Consider the following 18,432-nt stretch of genomic DNA (forward strand, 5'->3'; position numbering starts at 1 on the left):
AAGCCGCATTAAGTGAGAGAGCGTCGGGTAAAAACCCACATTAAGTGAGAGAGCGTCAGGCCTGTTCGGAGCTGGGGGGATCGTCGGCGTCGATTTCGTCCGAGTAGGGTGCGCGGGGGCCTTCGTTGCCGGCGGTAAGTTCGTTCGCGGCCATGGCCAGCAGGTCCCGCTGGAGCTGTGGGAGGGAGAGCAGTCCCTGCATGTAGGCTTCCACCTCGTACTCGCCCACGGTCCCGCCGATGCCGAAGTAGTACAGCCACAGGTCGCCGGTGGTAACTTGTGCTGCAGTGAGCGCTGCCTGGAGCCGGCGGCGCTGCTCGGGTTCGCTGCTATCGAAGCCCATCACTGGTGCCTCTAGGCCGGTCAGTGCTGACAGCCAAAAGGGCGGCGCTGACTTCGCTGAGCGTGGTGCGCGAGGTGCGCGCCTGCTTCATCAGCTGTTGCAGGGCCTCGTCCTCGCTGAGGGTATGGCGCTCCATGAGGACTCCGCAGGCCCGGTTGATCAGGTCCCTGCTGTAGAGGGCTGCCTGGAGGCTTTCACTGATGCGTGCGGGGGTTTCGGTAGTCTGGATGTGCGCGAGCAATGTTGCCGCGGGCGCGGCAAACAGCTCCATGAGGGTGGTGGTGGCCTCATCGAAGGCGTTGGGGGTTGCGGCGTAGATTTTCATGGCGCCGAGGGCCTCGCCGTCGGTAAGGAGTGGCGTGCTGACCACTGAGCGGATGGGAAGGCCAGCCACGGCTGAGCACCAGCCCGGCCACCGGCCATCCTTGGCCACGTCGCGGATCAGGACGCTTTGCTCGGTGGCCCAGGCGGTGAGGCAGGGGCCCTGGACCAGTTCGTATTGAAGGGTATCAGCGCGTTGAACCACGGCATCCGTGGACCCTGAACTGACAGGCCGGGCATTGGGGTCAAGAATGGAAACTCCGGCTCCCAGCGTCCCCGGAATGGAGTCCCGGACAGCCCGCGAGAGCAGCTGCACGGCGCGGTCCACCTTCTCTTCCGTGAGGAGGAGCCCCATAATCCTGCCGAGGACGGTGGAAAGTTCATCCAGGGGATATTTCTTGATCATACTTTCTGCCTCCGGCCATTCAGCGTGACCGGCCATCGGAGGGCCGGATAACCCTGTTTCGGGCCGCTCAGCGCTTTCAGGTAAAGCCTAACGCGTCCGCCGGGCCGAGAGCCCCGCGCGGCACGATTCGCGTACAGCGGGCTATTCGTCATACGGGGTAGGGAATTCCTGTTCGCCGGAAACCGACGAGACGATGCTGGCGGCCACCTCCCTCAGCTTGATGTTCCGGTGGCTGGACGTCTTCACCAGGATGTCGAATGCCTCATCCCGCCGGCACCTGTTCTGGGCAATGATGACGCCGATCGCCGTGTCGATAACGGTGCGGGATTTCAGGGCCGCGGAGAGGTCATCACGAGCAGTACGCAACTGCGCCATGTTCAGTGCAATATCGAGGGCTTTCGCGGCTGTGCCGGTGAGGCTCTCGGCCTGGTCAATCCCGTCATGCGAGAAGCCGTCCGGGACGGGCGCGTACAGGTTCACCACGGCCTGCGCGGGTGCCTGGAGATGCATGGGTACGGCGAGGATGGATCTGATCTCCACGGCGCGTGCGGCACCGTTGTATTTGGGCCAGCGTGGTTCCGAGTCCAGATCCGGGACGTAGATCACGGTCCCGTTCCGGAGGGCCGTGAGGCAGGGCCCGTCGCCGAAGCTGTTCTGCAGTTCATCCAGGGCCCGGGCCCGCGAATCGCTGCTTGCCACCGTGGTGGGCCGTTTGTTCCGGATTACGGTGATCCCGCACGAGATGTGGTTCCCGCTCTGTGACAGCCGCGAGACCATGATGGCGGCCATATCCGTGAGGAAGTCACGGACGTCGGAACTTTGCAGGATGACGTCCTGGAGCTGGAGGACAAAATCTTCCACGCTCTCTTCCCGGCCGCCGTCGTAATGGAACTTCCGCGTATCGATTCCCTCGGACATGGGCACTCCCTTCCTCTTCAGTCCGCCGTGATCTCTTTGATGGCGGTATGGAGCAGATCCACCTGCAGGGGAGAAGCTCCACCATTTCATTCAGATAGGCGTCCAGCACCACTTCATCTGCAGTGCCGCCGATTCCGCAATAGTAGGTCCACAGCTCGGGGACCGTCAGGTTTGCACGCTGGAACTGAGCCGCCGCAAACTTGCGCGGGTCCGGTTCGAAGGCAGACTGCTCGGAAGAAGCCCTGTCACTGATCATCGGTCTCTCCGGTAATCACCGGAATCCCGGATGCGTTGCGCAGGATGTCCTGGGCGATGTCATGCATCCGCCGGTTGGTGCTGCGGGAGGCCAACTGCAAAAGCTCAAGCGCAGCCTCATGGCTACAGCGGTTGTGCACCATGATGAGTGAAACGGCTGAGTCCACGATCGCCCGGGAGCGGAGCGCGGACCTGAGGTGTTCCGGATAGGGCTCAGGAGAATGCACCCGCATGGCCAGGCGGAGGATCCTGGAAAGGGACTTGGCGTGATCTTCCACTGCCGCGACCGTCTCCGCCGAGAATGCGTGGGCTTTGGTTGAATAGCAGTTCAACGCCGCCCGGGAGCCGTTGTCGGCGGGAATGGGGACAGCCAGAATCGTCTGGATTCCCTCGCTCGAAATGGCTTTTGCGTACCACTCCCAGCTCTCGTCCGCCTCAAGATCGGGGATGTGGACCGTGCGCTGGTGCCGCAGGGCGGTCAGGCACGGACCGTCGTCGTAAGCGTACTGGCGCTCATCGAGGCTGCGCGCTTCAGCGGAGCTGCTGGCCACCGTTGCCGGGCCGCTCTGGCGTTCCACCGTAATGGCGCACAGCATGGGCGCATCCCCGCCGAGCAGGGACGCGGAAATGGCGGCAAGTTCCAGAAGGAATTCGGTGAAGCCGGGGCTCTCCAGCAGCAGGTCCTGCAATTGTTCGGCGGTGGGGAGGGCGTTGTTCTCGGCCATGCGGCCTCGATTCCATGCATCGCCGGAGGTCACTGACCCGGCTGGCGGCTGGGCGCTCTCTGCGCGCACGGCCCGAATAGTCAACCCCGGACCGTTGTGCCACCCGAAATCTTCTACTATCGACATTACGCTCTTTGCAGGGCGCCGCGGGCTGGCCGGGTCAACTATTAGTAGGGCACAACAGAAGTGGGGGATGGGGTGAAGCGGCACAAATACCAGTACGGTGGCGACCCCAGCCAGTGGGGTGAGCTCTTCCTGCCGGACGTGCCCGACGGCGGTGCGCACCAGGGGATAGTGGTGGTTATTCATGGGGGCTACTGGCGCCCGCAGTACGGCGCCGAACTAGGGGAACCGATCGCAACGGACCTGGCCGCCCACGGCATGACCGCCTGGAACCTCGAATACCGGCGTGCCGGAAACGGGGGAGGCTGGCCCCATACCTTCCTGGACGTGCTGGCGGGACTCGACAAGCTGCGCGATGTTGCGGCCGGGCATGGCCTGAGCCTGGACCGCGTGGTGGCGTTGGGGCATTCGGCCGGCGGCCACCTTGCCGTCTGGGCGGCCGGCCGGGACAAACTCGCCGAGTGCGGCTTGCCGGAGGTGCACGGGCAGATGCCGTCGCCGCAGGGCGCGGTGCACCTTACGGGTGTGGTCAGCCAGTCCGGCCTCCTCAACCTCGCCGAGGCGGAGCGGCTGAACCTCAGTAATGGTGCGGTGAGCAACCTGCTGGGGGGACCGTCGTCGGACCATCCGCTCCGCCTCCGGTACGCGGACCCCATGACCACCCTCCCGCTGGCGGTGCCGGTAATCGCGGTTCACGGGGCCGCCGACGATACCGTTCCCTTGAGCCAGTCCGAGTCCTACGTCGAGGCGGGCACGTCAGCACACATGCCGGTCCGGTTGGTGACGGTTCCCGGCGACCATTACGACCTCATCGACCCGAAAACCGCCGCATACCGCACGTGCCGCGAGCTGGTTCGGTCGCTCCTGGGTTAGATTCGGGGCCTGGGGTACGGATTCCGGAAATTAGGTACGACACTCTAGACATTGGACATCCCATCTCCTGTACCCTAGGAGTAAGACAAGTCGCCTGCCGGCGCAAGGAGGAGATCACGTGGCTACCGCATCCCAGGAAGTTTCACCCGCCCGTTTCAGTGCGCAGCTCCGGTCGCATGCCCTGCAGACGCGGATCATGGACCTCATCCTGGAGCGTGGCCTGGACGTGGGGGACGCCCTGCCCACCGAAAGTGAACTCTCGGCCGAGCTCGGGGTGGGCCGCAACACCGTCCGCGAATCCCTGAAGGTACTGCAGGCGCTCGGTGTCATAGAGATCCGGCACGGCTTCGGGATGTTCGTCGCCCCCAACAACTTCAGCGCCCTGGTCTCCGGCCTGACCTTCCGCGGCCGGCTGTCGCTGCGCCACAAGGGCGAAGAAGCCATGGAACTGATCGACGTGCGGCAGGCCCTCGAATCCGGGCTGATCGGCTCCGCCATCGACCTCCTCACGGACCAGCACCTCGCGGATCTGCGCACCACGATGGAAGCGATGGAAGCGGCCGCCAAGAACGGCGAGCACCTGTACGTGCACGACGCCGAGTTCCACCGCCGCCTTTACGCGCCCCTTAACAATGAGCTGCTGATCAACCTGATGGACGTGTTCTGGCAGGTGTACCGCAAGATCCACCTGGCTCTCGGTACCGGCCCGGTCAACCTCGAAGAGCAGACCCGGGTCCACTGGGACATCTACCAGGCCGTGGCCGACAAGGACAAAGCGCTGGCCTCCGAACGCCTGCAGCGCCACTTTGACGGCATCCGCCTGAAACTCAAGGAAGTCGCGGCCAGCTAGCGCGGCCGCATCCACACGCCCTGCCCGGCGCCCGCACCCGCGGGCGGACTTAGCCCTGCCCGCTTTTCGTAGAGAGTGCCTTTGACGTGGAAATCTTCGTAGTACCCACCGCCGCCGCCACCGGTTCCGTTGCCGCCGGGATCCTCGCCGCGGTCATCCGCAGCAAACCCGGCGCCGTCCTGGGCCTGGCCACCGGCGGCTCGCCGCTGCCTATCTACAAGGCGCTCGCGGGCCATTCAGTGGACATGTCAGGGGTCAGCGGCTTCGCCCTGGACGAATACGTGGGCCTGCCCATCGGCCACCCGGAAAGCTACGCGGAAGTTATCCGGCGTGAGGTGACTGAACGGCTGCACCTGGACCCCGCCAGGGTGGCCGTGCCGGACGGCAGCGCTGCGGACCCCGGCCGGGCGGCTGCCGACTATGAAGCCGCCATTGCCGCCGCCGGCGGGATCGACGTGCAGATTTTGGGCATCGGCCACAACGGGCACCTGGCCTTCAACGAGCCGGGCTCCGCCCTGGACTCCCGGACCCGCGTGGAGGTCCTCACCGAGCGCACCCGGGCGGCCAACGCCCGCTACTTCAGCACTCCCGCGGAAGTCCCGCTCCGCTGCATCACCCAGGGCCTGGGCACCATTATGGAGGCCCGGCACCTTTTGCTGGTGGTCAATGGTGCGGACAAGGCAGCCATCCTGGCCGCCGCGCTGAACGGTCCCGTCTCCGCCGGCTGCCCGGCGTCAGTCCTGCAGCGGCACCCGCACGTGACGGTGGTGGCCGACGAGGCAGCCGCCTCACAGCTGGCGCCGGGCAGCGGCCAGGTGGCCGTGCGGGTGGCGGAAGCGGCCGCCGGCGTCTAAGAGCCCGTCCCAATACCCGTCCTAATGCCCGGCGTAGGGATCGGCGATGCCGATGTATTGGGTGGTGGTGTATTCGGCGATGCCTTCGGAACCGCCTTCCCGGCCCAGGCCTGACTGCTTGACGCCGCCGAAGGGCGCGGCAGCGTTGGAGATGACGCCGGCGTTGAAGCCGACCATGCCGAATTCGATCTGTTCGGCCACCCGCAGGAGGCGGTTGAAGTCCCGGCTGTAGAGGTAGGACGCGAGGCCGTATTCGCTGGCGTTGGCGAGCCGGATGGCGTCCGCTTCGGTGGTGAAGGTGGTGATGGGGGCGACGGGGCCGAAGATTTCCTGACGGAGGATCGCGGCGTCGTTGGGCACGTTGGCCAGGACGGTGGGCGGGTAGAAGTAGCCGGGCCCGTCCACGGGGGAGCCGCCGGTGAGGGCGGTGGCGCCGGCGTCGACGGCGGCGGTCACCAGCGCGTGCACGTCGTCGCGGGCGCCGGCGTCGATCAGCGGTCCCACCTGGGTTGCGGGGTCGGTGCCGCGGCCGGTGGTCAGGGCGCCCATGGCGGCGGCGAACTTGGCGGTGAATTCCTGGGCCACGGATTCCTGGACGAGGAACCGGTTGGCGGCGGTGCAGGCTTCGCCCATGTTCCGCATCTTGGCCGCCATGGCCCCTTCGACGGCGGCGTCCAGGTCGGCGTCCTCGAAGACGATGAAGGGGGCGTTGCCGCCGAGTTCCATGGAGGTCCGGAGGACGTTCTGCGCGGCGTCGGCCATGAGGCGTTTGCCCACCGGGGTGGAGCCGGTGAAGGAGACCTTCCGCAACCGGGAGTCTGCCAGCAACGGCCCCGAGATCCCGGACGCTGACGAGGAGGCGACGACGTTCAGGACGCCGGCGGGCAGGCCGGCGTCGAGCATGGTCTGGGCGAAGTACTGGGCGGTGAGCGGGGTGAGTTTGGCGGGTTTGAGGACCATGGTGCAGCCGGCGGCGATGGCGGGGGCCACTTTGCGGGTGGCCATGGCCAGCGGGAAGTTCCACGGCGTGATGAGCAGGCACGGGCCGACGGGTTTGTGCTGGACGAGGATCTTGTTTTTGCCCTCGGGAGTGGTGAGGTAGCGGCCGTAGTCCCGGACGGTTTCTTCGGCGAACCAGCGCAGGAACTCGGCACCGTAGGTCACCTCGCCGCGGGCTTCGGCCAGGGGTTTGCCCATTTCCAGGGTCATCAGCAGCGCGAAATCCCCGGCGCGTTCGGTCGCCAGGTCAAAGGCCCGCCGCAGGATCTCCGCCCGTTCCCGCGGCGCCGTCCGCGCCCAGGACGCCTGGACGGCATCCGCGGCGTCGAGCGCGGCGACCGCGTCCTGGCTGGTTGCCGAGGCGAGGGTGGCAAGCACCTCCCCGGTGGCGGGATCATGCACATCGAACGTGCCGCCGTCGGACGCGTCCACCCACTGCCCGCCGATCAGCAGGCCGGTAGGGACGGAAGCCAGGAGCGAGGCCGTACGCTCCGGCGAAACGGCAGGGGAGAGCGCAGAAAGTGTCATCAAAAAGTCCTTCGGAAAATGGTCAGTAGCTGGTGGCGGGAGAGTCGACGTCGGACCGTTGGATGTACCGGGCTGCGAGAGCCTCGGAGCCGCGGGCCAGGAGGGCCACGTCCGCGCCCACCAGAATGAAGTTGGCGCCGCTGGCAAGGTAGTGATCCGCGGTCGCAGGGCTGAAGGCGTTGACGCCGGCGGGTTTCCCGGCCGCCTTCGCAGCCGCGAGGCAGTGTTCGACGGCGGCACGCACCTCGGGGTGTTCCTGCTGTCCCAGCAGGCCCATGGACGCGGCGAGGTCGGACGGGCCCACGAAGATGGCGTCCACACCGTCCACCTTCAGGATCTCCGCGACCGAGTCCACCGCGGCGGTCGACTCGATCTGGACCGTGACGCTGATGGTTTCTCCGGCCCGGGCCAGGTAGTCCGGGACCCGGCTCCAGCGGGCGGCGCGGGCCAGCGCGGACCCCACGCCCCGGACTCCCTGCGGCGGGTAGCGGGTGGCCGCCACCGCCGCCTCCGCGTCCGCCGCCGAGTTGACCATGGGGATCAGCAGGTTCTGCACGCCGAGGTCCAGGTACTGCTTGATCAGCACGGTGTCGTTCACCGGCGGCCGGACCAGGGTGTGGACCGGGTAGCCGTTGACGGCCTGGAGCTGGGCAAGGATGGATTCAAGCCCGTTGGGGCTGTGTTCGGCGTCCACCAGCAGCCAGTCCAGGCCGGACCCGGCACAGAGTTCGGCGATCAGCGGGCTGCCGGAACACACCCACATGCCGGCCAGCGGACGGCCCCCCTCGCCCGCCTGTCCGCGGAGGGCGTCCCGGAAAGTGTCTTCTAGTCGAAGCGGCATGTGACAACTCCCAGTGGTCCGTAGTCGGCGTGGACGGTATCGCCCTTGTTGACCCACATGGGCCGGGTAAAGGAGCCGGCGAGGATGATGTCCCCGGCCTTCATGCTGTCACCGTGGGCGGCGATCTTGTTGGCCAGCCAGTGGACGCCGTTGGCCGGGTGGTCCAGGACCCCCGCGGCCACGCCGGTCTCCTCCACGGTCTGGTTCTTGTACAGGATGGCGGAGACCCAGCGGAGGTCCACGGCGTCGGGCCTGACCGGACGGCCGCCGATCACCATGGCGCCCATCGCGGCGTTGTCCGAGATGGTGTCCACGATGGTGCGGCCCTCCATTTCGATCCGGGAATCGAGGATCTCCAGGGCCGGCACCACGTAATCGGTGGCGTTGAGTACATCGAAGATGGTGCAGCCGGGGCCCTTCAGGGCGTCCTTCAGGACAAACGCCAGTTCCACCTCCACCCGGGGATGCGTGTATTTGTCCCACTCCACCGAACAGCCCGTGTCCAGCACCATGTCATCAAAGATGGCGCCATAGTCCGGCTCGGTGATGCCGGTGGCGGCCTGCATCGCCCGGGACGTGAGGCCGATCTTCCGGCCCACCAGCGTCCGTCCTGCTTCCTCATTCCGGCGGCGCCACAACTGCTGCACAGCATAGGAATCCTCCACCGTCATCTCCGGGTAGCGTGCCGTCAGCCGGGAGACGGGCGTCCGTGACCGGCCGGCCTCCACCAGCTCGTCCGCGATGGCCTCGATCGTCTTCGCATCCAGCATGGCTAGAGCTGCGCCCCGAGTTTGAAGCCCGTCCGGTCCCCTTCGGGGGACCCGTCCTTGCGGGTGTAGGAGAAGCCGTCGGCGCCGACCGTGACGGCCATCTCGGACTTTTCCTCACGGACGACGACGGGCTGCGGGTTGCCGTCCAGGTCCAGGACCAGGGACGCCTCGGTGTACCAGGACGGGACCACCGGGTTACCCCACCAGTCGCGGCGCTGGTTGTCGTGGACGTCCCAGGTGATGGTGGGGTTGTCCGGGTCGCCGGTGTAGTAATCCTGCGTGTAGATCTCGATCCGGTGGCCGTCCGGGTCCAGGATGTAGAGGTAGAAGGCGTTGGACACGCCGTGGCGGCCGGGGCCGCGTTCGATCCGGTCGCTGATGCGCAAGGCGCCCATTTTGTCGCAGATCTGGATGATGTTGTGCTTCTCGTGCGTGGCGAACGCGACGTGGTGCATGCGCGGGCCGTTGCCACCAGTCAGGGCGGTGTCATGGACGGTTTGCTTGCGGTGCATCCACGCGGCATACGTGACGCCGTCGGAATCCTTGATGTCCTCGGAGACGCGGAAGCCGAGGTCTTCAAGGTACTTGCGGCCGCGGGGGACGTCCGGGGTGACCTGGTTGAAGTGGTCCAGGCGGACCAGTTCACCGGCGGAGTAGAGGTCGTAGCGCTGGGTGAGGCGCTCCACGTGCTCCACGTCGTAGAAGAACTCGTAGGGGAAGCCCAGCGGGTCCTCCACGCGGACGGAATCGCCGATGCCCTTGGTGAAGCCTTCCTTGCGGCGCTCAACCCGGCAGCCCAGCTCGCGGTAGTACGCCTCGGCGGCGTCCACTTCGGCGGGGGACTTCACCCGGTACGCGAACGCGGCAACGGCGGCGATGGGGCCCTTGCGGAGGACCAGGTTGTGGTGGATGAACTCCTCGAGGGAGCGGAGGTAGATGTTGTTCTCGTCTTCCTCGGTGACGTGCAGGCCCAGCAGGTCCACGTAGAACTCGCGGGACCTGGCGAGGTCGGTGACCACGATTTCCATGTAGGCGCAGCGGACAATGTCCGGGGCAGGGACGGTGGGGGTGGGGATGAAGTCGGTCATGGGATGCTCTCTTCTTTGAAAGGGTTGCGGGGCCCCAACTAGGTAGCAGTAGATGTCGTTTTGGGGGCTCATAACGACAAATGCTGCTACCCAGTTGGGCTGCAAGTGGTGGTTAGGCGCCGAACTTGGGGGTGTGGACGGTGCCGAGGGTGATGTGCACGGCCTGCTGGTCGGTGTAGAAGTCGATGGAGCGGTAGCCGCCCTCGTGGCCGAGGCCCGAGGCCTTGACGCCGCCGAACGGGGTGCGGAGGTCCCGGACGTTGTGGCTGTTGAGCCACACCATGCCGGCCTCGACGTTCTGGGAGAAGTTGTGCGCCCGGGTCAGGTTCTGGGTCCAGATGTAGGCGGCCAGGCCGTACTTGGTGTTGTTCGCCAGGGCGAGGGCTTCGTCGTCGTTCTCGAACGGGGTGATTGCAACCACCGGGCCGAAGATCTCCTCCTGGAAGATCCGCGCGTCCGGGGCGACGTCGGCGAACACCGTGGGCGCGATGTAGTTGCCCTCGGGCAGGTGGTCGGGGCGGCCGCCGCCGGCGAGGAGCCGGCCTTCGGACTTGCCGATCTCCACGTAGGAGGCCACCTTTTCGTAGTGCTCCGGGTGGACCAGGGCGCCCACCTGGGTCTTGGGATCGTGCGGATCGCCCACCACGATGTTCTTGGCCCGGGCGGCGTACTTTTCGCAGAATTCGTCGTAGATGGCCCGTTCCACCAGGATGCGTGAGCCGGCGGTGCAGCGCTCGCCGTTCAGGGAGAAGACCCCGAACAGCGCCGAATCGATCGCGGCGTCCAGGTCGGCGTCGGCGAACACCACGCACGGGGACTTGCCGCCGAGTTCCATGGACAGGCCCTTGAGGTTGGCGGCGGCGTTGCGGAAGATCGTCTGGCCGGTGGTGGTCTCGCCGGTGAAGGAGATCAGCGGCACGTCCGGGTGCTTGACCAGGGCATCGCCGGCTTCCTCGCCCAGGCCGTTGACCAGGTTGAACACACCGTCAGGCAGGCCGGCGTCCTTGAAGATGGCGGCCCACAGGGAGGCGGAGAGCGGGGTGAACTCGGCGGGCTTGAGGACCACGGTGTTGCCGGTGGCCAGGGCCGGGGCGAGCTTCCAGGATTCGAGCATAAACGGGGTGTTCCACGGGGTAATCAGGCCGGCGACGCCGATCGGCTTGCGGTTCACGTAGTTGATCTGGGAGCCCGGGACCTTCATGGCGTCGTCGAACTGGGCCACGATCAGGTCCGCGAAAAAGCGGAAGTTCTCGGCTGCGCGGAGGGCCTGGCCCTTGGCCTGGGTAATCGGCAGGCCGGTATCGAAGGTTTCGAGTTCGGCCAGGCGGGCTTCCTGGGCCTCGACGGCGTCGGCGATCCTGTTCAGGATCCGGGCGCGTTCGCGCGGCTTCATCCTGGGCCACGGGCCGTTCTTGAAGGCGTCACGGGCGGCGGCGACGGCGAGGTCGATGTCCTCTTTCTGGCCGGCCGCTGCGGTGGCGTAGTTGGTGTTGGACACCGGGTCCAGGACGTCGAAGGTCTTGCCGGACACCGAGTCCACGAACTGGCCGTTGATGTAGTGCTGGATATGGGAGGGCAGGTCCTGCGGCACGTAATGCGTGCTGGCTTCTGCGGCAGTGAACGTCATTGTTGTTTCCTTAGCTACTAGTCCAACGCGGGGTCACTTCTCGCCCAATGGGGGCCGTTTATCGGGCGTTAAGTGACCCCGCGTTGCTTTATTGGAGGGGTTGGGCCTGCGCGAGGTAGGCATCGAGGGTGGCGCTGCGGTGGAGCCGTGCTGCTTTTTCAATGGCGTCCGCGTCGGCGCCGGATTCGATGAGTCGGAGCAGCGACTCGTGCTCATCCACGGAATTGTGGGCCCTGCCCGGGACGAAGCGGAAGGTTGAGGACCGCAGGGAGGCGAGCCGGTTCCAGCCGCTGTGGACGAGGCCCAGGATGTGCGGGTTGGGGCAGTGCTCGAACAGGACGCTGTGGAAGTCCTGGTTGAGCTGTGTGAAGCGAACCGGATCGAAGTGTTCCAGGCATTCGCGCATCTCCGCGTTCACCGCACGGGCACGGGCCACATCGGCCGGGCCGATCAGCGGAGCTGACAGCGCGGTGGCGGCGCCTTCGACGATGCTCAGCGTCTGCATGGTGTAGAGGTACTCGGTGGGGTCGATCCCCGCCACCGTGGCGCCAACGTTCCGCTCGAACTTCACCAGCCCCTCGGCCTCGAGCCGGCGGATGGCCTCGCGGACCGGCACCACACTCACGCCCAGGTCTTTGGCGATGACCGCCAGGACCAGCCGGTAACCGGGAGTGTAGGTGCCTCCCACAATGCGTGCCTTGACCGCTTCGTAGGCCTGCTGGGACTTGCTGCCGGCGGCGGTTAGTGCGGTCTCAGTCATTGGCTGGCCCTCTTCCCGTTCGTTCCCACTCCGCGTACCGGTTCTGCCACTCGGCGTTCATGGGGTAGAGGCCGTCAACGCTGTTGCCTTCCTGGACCATCTGGAAGATGAACGCTTCCTCCTTTTCCTGCTGGATGCAGTCCTCCACCAGTTCCTCGGCGAGGGCCGGCGGGATCACCAGGATGCCGTCGGAATCGGCCACGATGATGTCACCCGGCTGGACCGTGGCGCCGCCGCACGCGATGGTGATGTCCGTGTCCCACGGAATGTGGCGGCGGCCCAGCACGGCAGGGTGCGGGTTGGCAAAGTACGTGGGCATCTCCAGGCCGGCCACCGCGGTGTAGTCGCGGACGCCGCCGTCGGTGATGATCGCCGCGGCGCCGCGGACCTGGGCCCGGAGAGCGAGGATGTCGCCCACTGTCCCGGTGCCCTTCTCACCGCGGGCCTCCATCACCAGGATTTCGCCTTCGTTGACGGAATCGATGGCGCGCTTCTGGGCGTTGAAGCCGCCGCCGTGGGTCTTGAAGAGGTCCTCGCGGTTGGGGACGTACCGGAGGGTCCGGGCCAGGCCCACCACGCGCCGGTCGGGGCGGGTGGCCTGCAGCCCGTCGATGCTGACGTTGTTGAGGCCGCGTTTGCGCAGCTGGGAGGACAGGGTGGCGGTGGCCACGCTCTCCAGCTTGGCCTTCAGTTCGGGGGAGAGGGCAGGCACGACGGCGGCCGCTTCGGAGGGTGCCAAACCCGCCGCCTCGCGGGAACCGTACGCCTCCTCGCGCTGCAGGTCATCAACCATGGGTGCGGCACCAAACTCAGCGAACGGCGTCGTGCCTTCCGCCACGGAGGTGACCAGCCGGCCGGTGGTGAGGCGCCCGTCCGCGGTGCCGACCTCGACTTCGAGGACGTCGCCGGGCTTAGCCACAGAAGCGCCGGCCGGCGTGCCGGTGAGGATGATGTCCCCCTCCTCGAGCGTGAGCAGCTGGGACAGGTCCGCCACCAGCCGGGGGAACGGGAAAAGCAGGTCCCCCGTGGTGTCATCCTGGACGAGCTCCCCGTTGTGCCAGGTGCGGATGCGCAGGGTGGCGGGGTCCACGGCGTCTGCGGGGATGAGGGCGGGGCCTACCGGGGTGAAGCCGTCGCCGCCCTTGGACCGGAGGTTGGAGCCCTTGTCCGCGTAGCGCAAGTCGTAGACGCCCAGATCGTTGCTGGCGGTCACGGCGGCAACGTGGCTCCAGGCGTCCTCGATGCTGACCCGCCGTGCGGCCTTGCCGATGACCAGGGCAATCTCGCCCTCGTAGCCGAGCAGTTCGCACCCTGCGGGGCGTTCCACCGCGCTGCCGCTGAGGGACAGCGATGACGAGGGCTTGAGGAAGTAGGACGGCTGGGCCGGCGTGCGGCCCCGCTGGGCGGCCCGGCTGGGGTAGTTGATGTGCACTGCGATCACCTTGCGTGCCGCTGCGAGGATGTCCCCGTTGACCTGCTCCAAAACCGTCTCCTCATCAAGTACGAAATCGTATACGATGACTATTCCCCAACGAGTGAGGCCTGTCAACCCCCAAATGGGAAGTAGTTTGAGGGTGAGTTTCATCCGGCAGAACCGGCCTGAGAGGCCTGGATGCACACTGCCTAAGGGTGTAACGCCTAGATGCGCAGTTCCACTGCCTCGGCGATTCGCCGCGCAGCCGTGACCACCAGGTCCCCGTGATCTTTTCCCGGCGATTCCGATACCCGGGCGAGGGGCATTGCCAGGCAGACCGCGGCGACCATTCCTTCCCCGGTGCGCACGGGAGCGCTGACAGAGCCAAGGCCGGGAGTGCGGGAACCAACCGATTCAATCCAGCCGGTCAGGGACAACTCGGCAAGGGTGTCCTCTTCCGCGGCGAGGAGGCGGCCGCTGGAGCCTTGCGGCAGGAGCAGCCTGGAGCCTGCGGGCAGGGTGGCGCGGAGCTCGTGCCGGCTGTCGGCGCTGTAGAGGCAGACGCGTTCATCCCCCCGCCGCACCCACAGCTGCGCTGTCTCGCCGGTTTGGTCCCGGAGGTCATTGAGGACAGATATGCCGGCATTCTCGAGGGCTGACCGGACGAACCGGTCACCCATCCGAAACGCTCCGCTGTCCGTGCGGCGCAGGAAGTCATAGTCCGCGAGCTGCAGTGCAAGCCGGTGCGCCGTCGACAGCGACAGGCCGGTCCGCCGCGACAGCTCACTGGCTGACAAGGCGGACCGGCCCACGGCATCAAGGATGGCGGCGGCACGTTCGAGCGTGCGGTTGCTTCCGTTGGTCTCAGGAGAGGGCATATGGCCAGCTTATGGCGTCCGCTCAGCCCTTGGCGGCCACGGACTCAGCCATGTATTCGGCCACCACTTTTTGGGATATGGCAACGTCCAGGACATAAACGCCTTCCTCGTGAGTGGCGAGCCACTCCTGCAACCGGCCCAGGTCGGCCAGGGTGTGAGCTTTGGAGCCTTCCGCCCCCAAGGCGCGCCCGACGGCGGCAAAGTCCACTTCGTCAATCAGCATGGCCTGGTCATGGAGCCCCTTGGCAGCGTACTGGTGAAGTTCGGCCCCGTAGGCGGAGTCGTTGAGGACCACCACGACGCCCCTGCGCGTGGCCCGGAGGAAGGTTTCCAAATCGGCCAGGCCCATCAGGCCGCCGCCGTCACCGCTGACCAGGACGGTGGTGCGTTCCGGGCGAGCCACCGAGACGCCGGCGGCGGAGCCAAAGCCCATGCCAATGGACTGGAACGCCGTACCCACAAAGATCATGGCGTGCGGGTCCGGCACCGAAAGGTACATCGGCGCCCAGCCGATGAAATGCCCGCCGTCCATCACCACCGAGCGTTCTGCCGGGAGGATCCGGTCCAGGGCGGCGACGACGGCCCGGGGATTCAGGCGGCCGTCCGGACCGAACTCTGCCGCGTCTTCGCTGGGGTGCGAGGAGCGGAACTCCGCCTGGGACACCTCCGGGACCCGGTCCCGCCAGGTGGGGGCGGCCGCGGGGATGCGTTTCAACAGCCCCTCGATAAAGGGGCGGATGTCGGCCCGGATGTACTCCGCTGCGCCCAGACCCGGGTCCGGCTCGTTGTCCACCCGGATGATCCTGGTGCTTGGCGGGAACAGGGTTCCGTAGCGTGTCTGGAAGGTGTTCAGGCTGGCTCCCACCACCAGCACCACATCGGCCTGGCGGGCAACGTCGAGGCGGTGGCTGCGGGTGAAGCCACCGGCGATGCCCAGGTCCCAGGGGCTGTCAAAGGCGTTTGCTGCCATGACTGAGGTCATGAACAGTGCGCCGAGCCGGTCCCCCACACCGCGCAGCGGTTCAGTGGCCCGGGCCAACAGGGCACCGCGCCCCGCCAGAATCAGCGGCCGTTCCGCGCCGGCGAGCAGGCCCGCGACCCGGTCCAGATCGTCCGGATCGGCAGGCCACGCCGGTTTGGCAGGCAGCGGTTCGAGCGGCTCGGGAACCGAAGGCGGCGCAGTGGCAAGGTCGTAGGGAATGGCCAGGACCACGGGCTGGACGGTCTGCAGTGCGAGATCGAATGCGCGGTGCGTAATGGCGGCGGCGTTGCCCGGGCGGGCCACCAGGGTAACCACACCCGCCGCCTTAGCAGCCTTGGCCTGGTCGATGTCGAAAGGACGGAGCCCGGTGGTGGGTGCATCACCCGCCACCAAAACCAGCGGGATGCGGGCCATCCGGGCCTCGGCGAGGGTTGTATAGGCGTTGGCGAAGCCGGCGCCGTAGGTGGTGGTGGCGGCGGCAACGCCTCCTGTTGCCCGGTGGTAGGCGTCCGCCATGGACACGGTGGCGGCTTCGTGCCGGGCCGAGGTGAACGGAAAACCGCGGCGCGTGAGCCTGCTGATGAGGTGGACATTGCCGTTGCCCATCAGCCCGAACAGATGGCCTGCGCGCTCGGCCACCACGTCGGCGACGATCGCCGCCACATTGCCCTCGTCCGGGAGTTTGGTGGCGTTGCCGGTGGCTGGAACTTCGGTGCTGGTGCTGGTCATGGTTTCTCTCATCCTGCTGAATTCGGGCCCGGCGTCTCAGACGGACGGGACGAGGGGCTCTGCGTGCCGGTGCTTCCGCGTGAGCTCGGTGTAGGTGGCCGCGTTCCGGCGGCAGTGGTCAATTTCCTCGGCTGTGAGCGGGCGGCGCACCTTTCCGGGGACGCCTGCCACCAGGGATCCCGGCGGAACCTCGGTGCCCTCAAGGACCAGCGCGTTGGCGGCGATCAGGGAACCGGCCCCGATTACGGCTCCGTTGAGAACTGTGGCATTCATGCCGATCAGCGACCCGTCACCAACGGTGCAGCCGTGCAGGACGGCGCCGTGTCCCACGCTGACGTTGCTGCCGATCCGGGCCGGGTAGCCGGGGTCGGCGTGAACAACAGCGCCGTCCTGGATGTTGCTGCCCGCACCGATGCTGATGTCCTCCATATCCGCCCGGACAACGGCGCCGTAAAAGATTCCGGTACCGGCACCAATGGCCGCAGATCCGACGACGACGGCGGTGGGAGCTATCCAGGCGTCTTCGGAGAGTGCGGGGTTGCGGCCGTCGACGGCCAGGATGTGTGCAGTCATGGGTTCCCTTAGATGAGGTGGAAGGGCGGTGCCCCGCAGAACGTGCGGGGCACCGCCGTCGTGATTCCGTGTTGCTGTGTGAGAAGACGTTGCTGGCTGACAGGCCGCTAGACGAGGAACGGGACGATCAGCGACGTGACGAAGAGGACCAGCGCACCGCCGAGGCGGTTGGTCAGCGCCGCGAAGGGCATGAGGTGCATGCGGTTCGCGGCGCTCAGGACGGACACGTCACCGCTGCCGCCGGTGTCGGCCATGACCAGGCCCGGCGTGATGGAGGCCTCAACGAAGTTGAACTTCACCAGCCAGCCCAGGACGCCCGAGGAAAGCGTGGCAATCACCACGGTGCAGACGGTGAGCAGGATGAACAGCGGATTGCTGAGCGCGGCGAAGACCTGGGTCATGTCGATGTAGGTGATGCTGACGCCGACCAGCAGGGCGGGCACCAGGATGGCGCCGATCAGGTCGCCCCAATCGGCTGTGGAGTCCTCCACGTCCTGCGGGAGCAGTTTGAAGATTTTCACGGCGGCCGCGGCGAGGATAGTCCAGGCGTAGGGGTGCAGGCCGGGAATGAAGGCGGCCACCAGGTTGCCGAAAATGAACAGGCTGCCGGCAATGAGCAGGCCCTTGCCGAGGGCGATGAACGAGGAAGTGTCGCGCTTGGGAGGGAGGGTGAGCTCGTCGGACCGGCCGCTGATCCGCAGCAACTGGCCATGACCGTTGAAGCCGACGAAGAGTTGCTTTTTACGCTTGCCGAGCCCGTTGTAGATGCCGGCGATGAGGATGCACACCACGTTGGCCATCACGACGGCGGACATCAGGTCGCCCATAAAGGCTGCGGAATCGCCGCCGGTCGCCGAGGCGTACATCTTGGACATGGGAAGGGCGCCGACGCCCAGGCCGCCGGCCATGATGGGGGCGGCGATAAAGAGGATCCCCTCGATGAAGCCGAACCCGGTCACCGAGGCGAGCAGCCCCACCAGGACAAACGTGGCGATGAGGCAGCCGACGACGGGGACCGCGAAGCGCGGGCCTGCCTTCAGCAGCAGGGCCCGGGGCATGCCGAGGATGGAGCCGGCAATGATGCCCACCACGAAGAAGTCCAGGAAGCCGTGGCCGTCGACGAAGTTCTTGACCACTGTGACCATGTTTTCGGGCATCACGCCAAGGAACACCAGGGTGGCCGGGACGAAGGTGCACAGGATGGTGGGGAGGCCGAAGTCGCGGACAACCGGGAACAGGTTGCCGAGCCAGATAAACAGGCCGCCCAGCAGGATGGTGGTGGCAAAGCCCACCACCATGGTGTCCGGAAGGTGGCCCGTGAGGGCAGCGATGACCACCAGGCCGGCGAGGACGAGATAGAGGGGAGCGGGGACGCTGGCGATGCGGAAGCCCAGCCGGCCGGGGTAGTGCGTCCCGGGCCGTGGTCCCGCAGTGCGCGTTACCGGATGCTCGATTCCGCCGGCGGGGCCGGGGGAGGTCTCGTTCATGGCTGGATCCGTTGGTTGGGTTGAGGATTCCGTGGTGCGTGGACTTGTAGACATCATCGTCTCCGAAAGTGTGTAGGAATTGTTTGAT

18 protein-coding genes are annotated in these 18,432 nt (G+C 66.6%); 3 read left to right on the forward strand and 15 right to left on the reverse strand.

From position 1 onward, the window contains the following. Positions 1 to 55: 55 nt before the first annotated feature. The 4 genes from PY310_RS07610 to PY310_RS07625 form a co-directional block, all read right to left on the reverse strand. Positions 56 to 343 carry a hypothetical protein gene (locus PY310_RS07610; protein ID WP_275213764.1) on the reverse strand — a complete coding sequence of 96 codons (288 nt, stop codon included), beginning with the start codon at positions 341 to 343 and terminating at the stop codon, positions 56 to 58. Further along, positions 330 to 1,070, reverse strand: coding sequence for a GAF and ANTAR domain-containing protein (locus tag PY310_RS07615; RefSeq protein ID WP_275213765.1), 741 nt, complete (start codon positions 1,068 to 1,070; stop codon positions 330 to 332). The genes PY310_RS07610 and PY310_RS07615 overlap by 14 nt, the downstream gene beginning before the upstream one ends. A 141-nt stretch (positions 1,071 to 1,211) precedes the next feature. Then, entirely contained in the window at positions 1,212 to 1,988 is a 777-nt protein-coding gene (locus PY310_RS07620) for a GAF and ANTAR domain-containing protein (protein WP_275213766.1), read from the reverse strand. A 245-nt stretch (positions 1,989 to 2,233) separates the two neighbouring features. Further along, positions 2,234 to 2,968, reverse strand: coding sequence for a GAF and ANTAR domain-containing protein (locus PY310_RS07625; RefSeq protein WP_275213767.1), 735 nt, complete (start codon positions 2,966 to 2,968; stop codon positions 2,234 to 2,236). Between the two features lie 198 nt (positions 2,969 to 3,166). Between PY310_RS07625 and PY310_RS07630 the strand changes: the two genes are divergently transcribed. From PY310_RS07630 to PY310_RS07640, 3 genes are all read left to right on the forward strand, one after another. Continuing rightward, the gene (locus PY310_RS07630) at positions 3,167 to 3,964 is read left to right on the forward strand and encodes an alpha/beta hydrolase (protein WP_275213768.1); all 798 of its coding nucleotides are present in this window, start codon (positions 3,167 to 3,169) and stop codon (positions 3,962 to 3,964) included. Positions 3,965 to 4,082: 118 nt separating this feature from the next. Continuing rightward, positions 4,083 to 4,814 carry a FadR/GntR family transcriptional regulator gene (locus PY310_RS07635; RefSeq protein WP_275213769.1) on the forward strand — a complete coding sequence of 244 codons (732 nt, stop codon included), beginning with the start codon at positions 4,083 to 4,085 and terminating at the stop codon, positions 4,812 to 4,814. A gap of 86 nt (positions 4,815 to 4,900) precedes the next feature. Then, positions 4,901 to 5,668, forward strand: a complete 768-nt coding sequence (locus tag PY310_RS07640) for a glucosamine-6-phosphate deaminase (protein WP_275213770.1) — start codon at positions 4,901 to 4,903, stop codon at positions 5,666 to 5,668. A gap of 21 nt (positions 5,669 to 5,689) precedes the next feature. On the opposite strand, the gene PY310_RS07645 is transcribed toward PY310_RS07640, so the two are convergent. From PY310_RS07645 to PY310_RS07695, 11 genes are all read right to left on the reverse strand, one after another. Beyond that, positions 5,690 to 7,195 carry an NAD-dependent succinate-semialdehyde dehydrogenase gene (locus PY310_RS07645; protein ID WP_275213772.1) on the reverse strand — a complete coding sequence of 502 codons (1,506 nt, stop codon included), beginning with the start codon at positions 7,193 to 7,195 and terminating at the stop codon, positions 5,690 to 5,692. A gap of 22 nt (positions 7,196 to 7,217) precedes the next feature. Further along, positions 7,218 to 8,036 carry an HpcH/HpaI aldolase family protein gene (locus PY310_RS07650; protein ID WP_275213774.1) on the reverse strand — a complete coding sequence of 273 codons (819 nt, stop codon included), beginning with the start codon at positions 8,034 to 8,036 and terminating at the stop codon, positions 7,218 to 7,220. Further along, positions 8,021 to 8,806, reverse strand: coding sequence for a 2-oxo-hept-4-ene-1,7-dioate hydratase (gene hpaH / locus PY310_RS07655; RefSeq protein ID WP_275213775.1), 786 nt, complete (start codon positions 8,804 to 8,806; stop codon positions 8,021 to 8,023). The genes PY310_RS07650 and hpaH overlap by 16 nt, the downstream gene beginning before the upstream one ends. Before the next feature lie 2 nt (positions 8,807 to 8,808). Continuing rightward, the gene (hpaD, locus tag PY310_RS07660) at positions 8,809 to 9,894 is read right to left on the reverse strand and encodes a 3,4-dihydroxyphenylacetate 2,3-dioxygenase (protein WP_275213776.1); all 1,086 of its coding nucleotides are present in this window, start codon (positions 9,892 to 9,894) and stop codon (positions 8,809 to 8,811) included. A gap of 112 nt (positions 9,895 to 10,006) precedes the next feature. Beyond that, complete coding sequence (gene hpaE / locus PY310_RS07665; protein ID WP_275213778.1) at positions 10,007 to 11,521, reverse strand: 5-carboxymethyl-2-hydroxymuconate semialdehyde dehydrogenase; 1,515 nt, start codon at positions 11,519 to 11,521, stop codon at positions 10,007 to 10,009. 88 nt (positions 11,522 to 11,609) lie between these two features. Next, entirely contained in the window at positions 11,610 to 12,281 is a 672-nt protein-coding gene (locus PY310_RS07670; RefSeq protein WP_275213780.1) for a GntR family transcriptional regulator, read from the reverse strand. After that, a complete protein-coding gene (locus PY310_RS07675) occupies positions 12,274 to 13,764 on the reverse strand; it encodes a fumarylacetoacetate hydrolase family protein (RefSeq protein ID WP_275213781.1) in 1,491 nt (496 codons plus the stop codon). The genes PY310_RS07670 and PY310_RS07675 overlap by 8 nt, the downstream gene beginning before the upstream one ends. Positions 13,765 to 13,919: 155 nt before the next feature. Further along, positions 13,920 to 14,573, reverse strand: coding sequence for an IclR family transcriptional regulator (locus PY310_RS07680; protein WP_275213782.1), 654 nt, complete (start codon positions 14,571 to 14,573; stop codon positions 13,920 to 13,922). A gap of 22 nt (positions 14,574 to 14,595) precedes the next feature. Continuing rightward, the gene (locus PY310_RS07685; RefSeq protein ID WP_275213784.1) at positions 14,596 to 16,284 is read right to left on the reverse strand and encodes a thiamine pyrophosphate-binding protein; all 1,689 of its coding nucleotides are present in this window, start codon (positions 16,282 to 16,284) and stop codon (positions 14,596 to 14,598) included. 36 nt (positions 16,285 to 16,320) lie between these two features. Continuing rightward, positions 16,321 to 16,857 carry a gamma carbonic anhydrase family protein gene (locus tag PY310_RS07690; protein WP_275213785.1) on the reverse strand — a complete coding sequence of 179 codons (537 nt, stop codon included), beginning with the start codon at positions 16,855 to 16,857 and terminating at the stop codon, positions 16,321 to 16,323. 107 nt (positions 16,858 to 16,964) lie between these two features. After that, complete coding sequence (locus tag PY310_RS07695; RefSeq protein WP_275213786.1) at positions 16,965 to 18,344, reverse strand: 2-hydroxycarboxylate transporter family protein; 1,380 nt, start codon at positions 18,342 to 18,344, stop codon at positions 16,965 to 16,967. Between the last annotated feature and the right edge of the window lie 88 nt (positions 18,345 to 18,432).

It is taken from the genome of Pseudarthrobacter naphthalenicus (genome assembly GCF_029076445.1).
Lineage (GTDB): Bacteria > Actinomycetota > Actinomycetes > Actinomycetales > Micrococcaceae > Arthrobacter > Arthrobacter naphthalenicus.

Coding starts and splice junctions, on each gene's coding strand:
- PY310_RS07610 (WP_275213764.1), bottom strand. CDS start 343: ATGGGCTTCGATAGCAGCGAACCCGAGCAGCGCCGCCGGCTCCAGGCA.
- PY310_RS07615 (WP_275213765.1), bottom strand. CDS start 1,070: ATGATCAAGAAATATCCCCTGGATGAACTTTCCACCGTCCTCGGCAGG.
- PY310_RS07620 (WP_275213766.1), bottom strand. CDS start 1,988: ATGTCCGAGGGAATCGATACGCGGAAGTTCCATTACGACGGCGGCCGG.
- PY310_RS07625 (WP_275213767.1), bottom strand. CDS start 2,968: ATGGCCGAGAACAACGCCCTCCCCACCGCCGAACAATTGCAGGACCTG.
- PY310_RS07645 (WP_275213772.1), bottom strand. CDS start 7,195: ATGACACTTTCTGCGCTCTCCCCTGCCGTTTCGCCGGAGCGTACGGCC.
- PY310_RS07650 (WP_275213774.1), bottom strand. CDS start 8,036: ATGCCGCTTCGACTAGAAGACACTTTCCGGGACGCCCTCCGCGGACAG.
- hpaH (WP_275213775.1), bottom strand. CDS start 8,806: ATGCTGGATGCGAAGACGATCGAGGCCATCGCGGACGAGCTGGTGGAG.
- hpaD (WP_275213776.1), bottom strand. CDS start 9,894: ATGACCGACTTCATCCCCACCCCCACCGTCCCTGCCCCGGACATTGTC.
- hpaE (WP_275213778.1), bottom strand. CDS start 11,521: ATGACGTTCACTGCCGCAGAAGCCAGCACGCATTACGTGCCGCAGGAC.
- PY310_RS07670 (WP_275213780.1), bottom strand. CDS start 12,281: ATGACTGAGACCGCACTAACCGCCGCCGGCAGCAAGTCCCAGCAGGCC.
- PY310_RS07680 (WP_275213782.1), bottom strand. CDS start 14,573: ATGCCCTCTCCTGAGACCAACGGAAGCAACCGCACGCTCGAACGTGCC.
- PY310_RS07685 (WP_275213784.1), bottom strand. CDS start 16,284: ATGACCAGCACCAGCACCGAAGTTCCAGCCACCGGCAACGCCACCAAA.
- PY310_RS07690 (WP_275213785.1), bottom strand. CDS start 16,857: ATGACTGCACACATCCTGGCCGTCGACGGCCGCAACCCCGCACTCTCC.
- PY310_RS07695 (WP_275213786.1), bottom strand. CDS start 18,344: ATGAACGAGACCTCCCCCGGCCCCGCCGGCGGAATCGAGCATCCGGTA.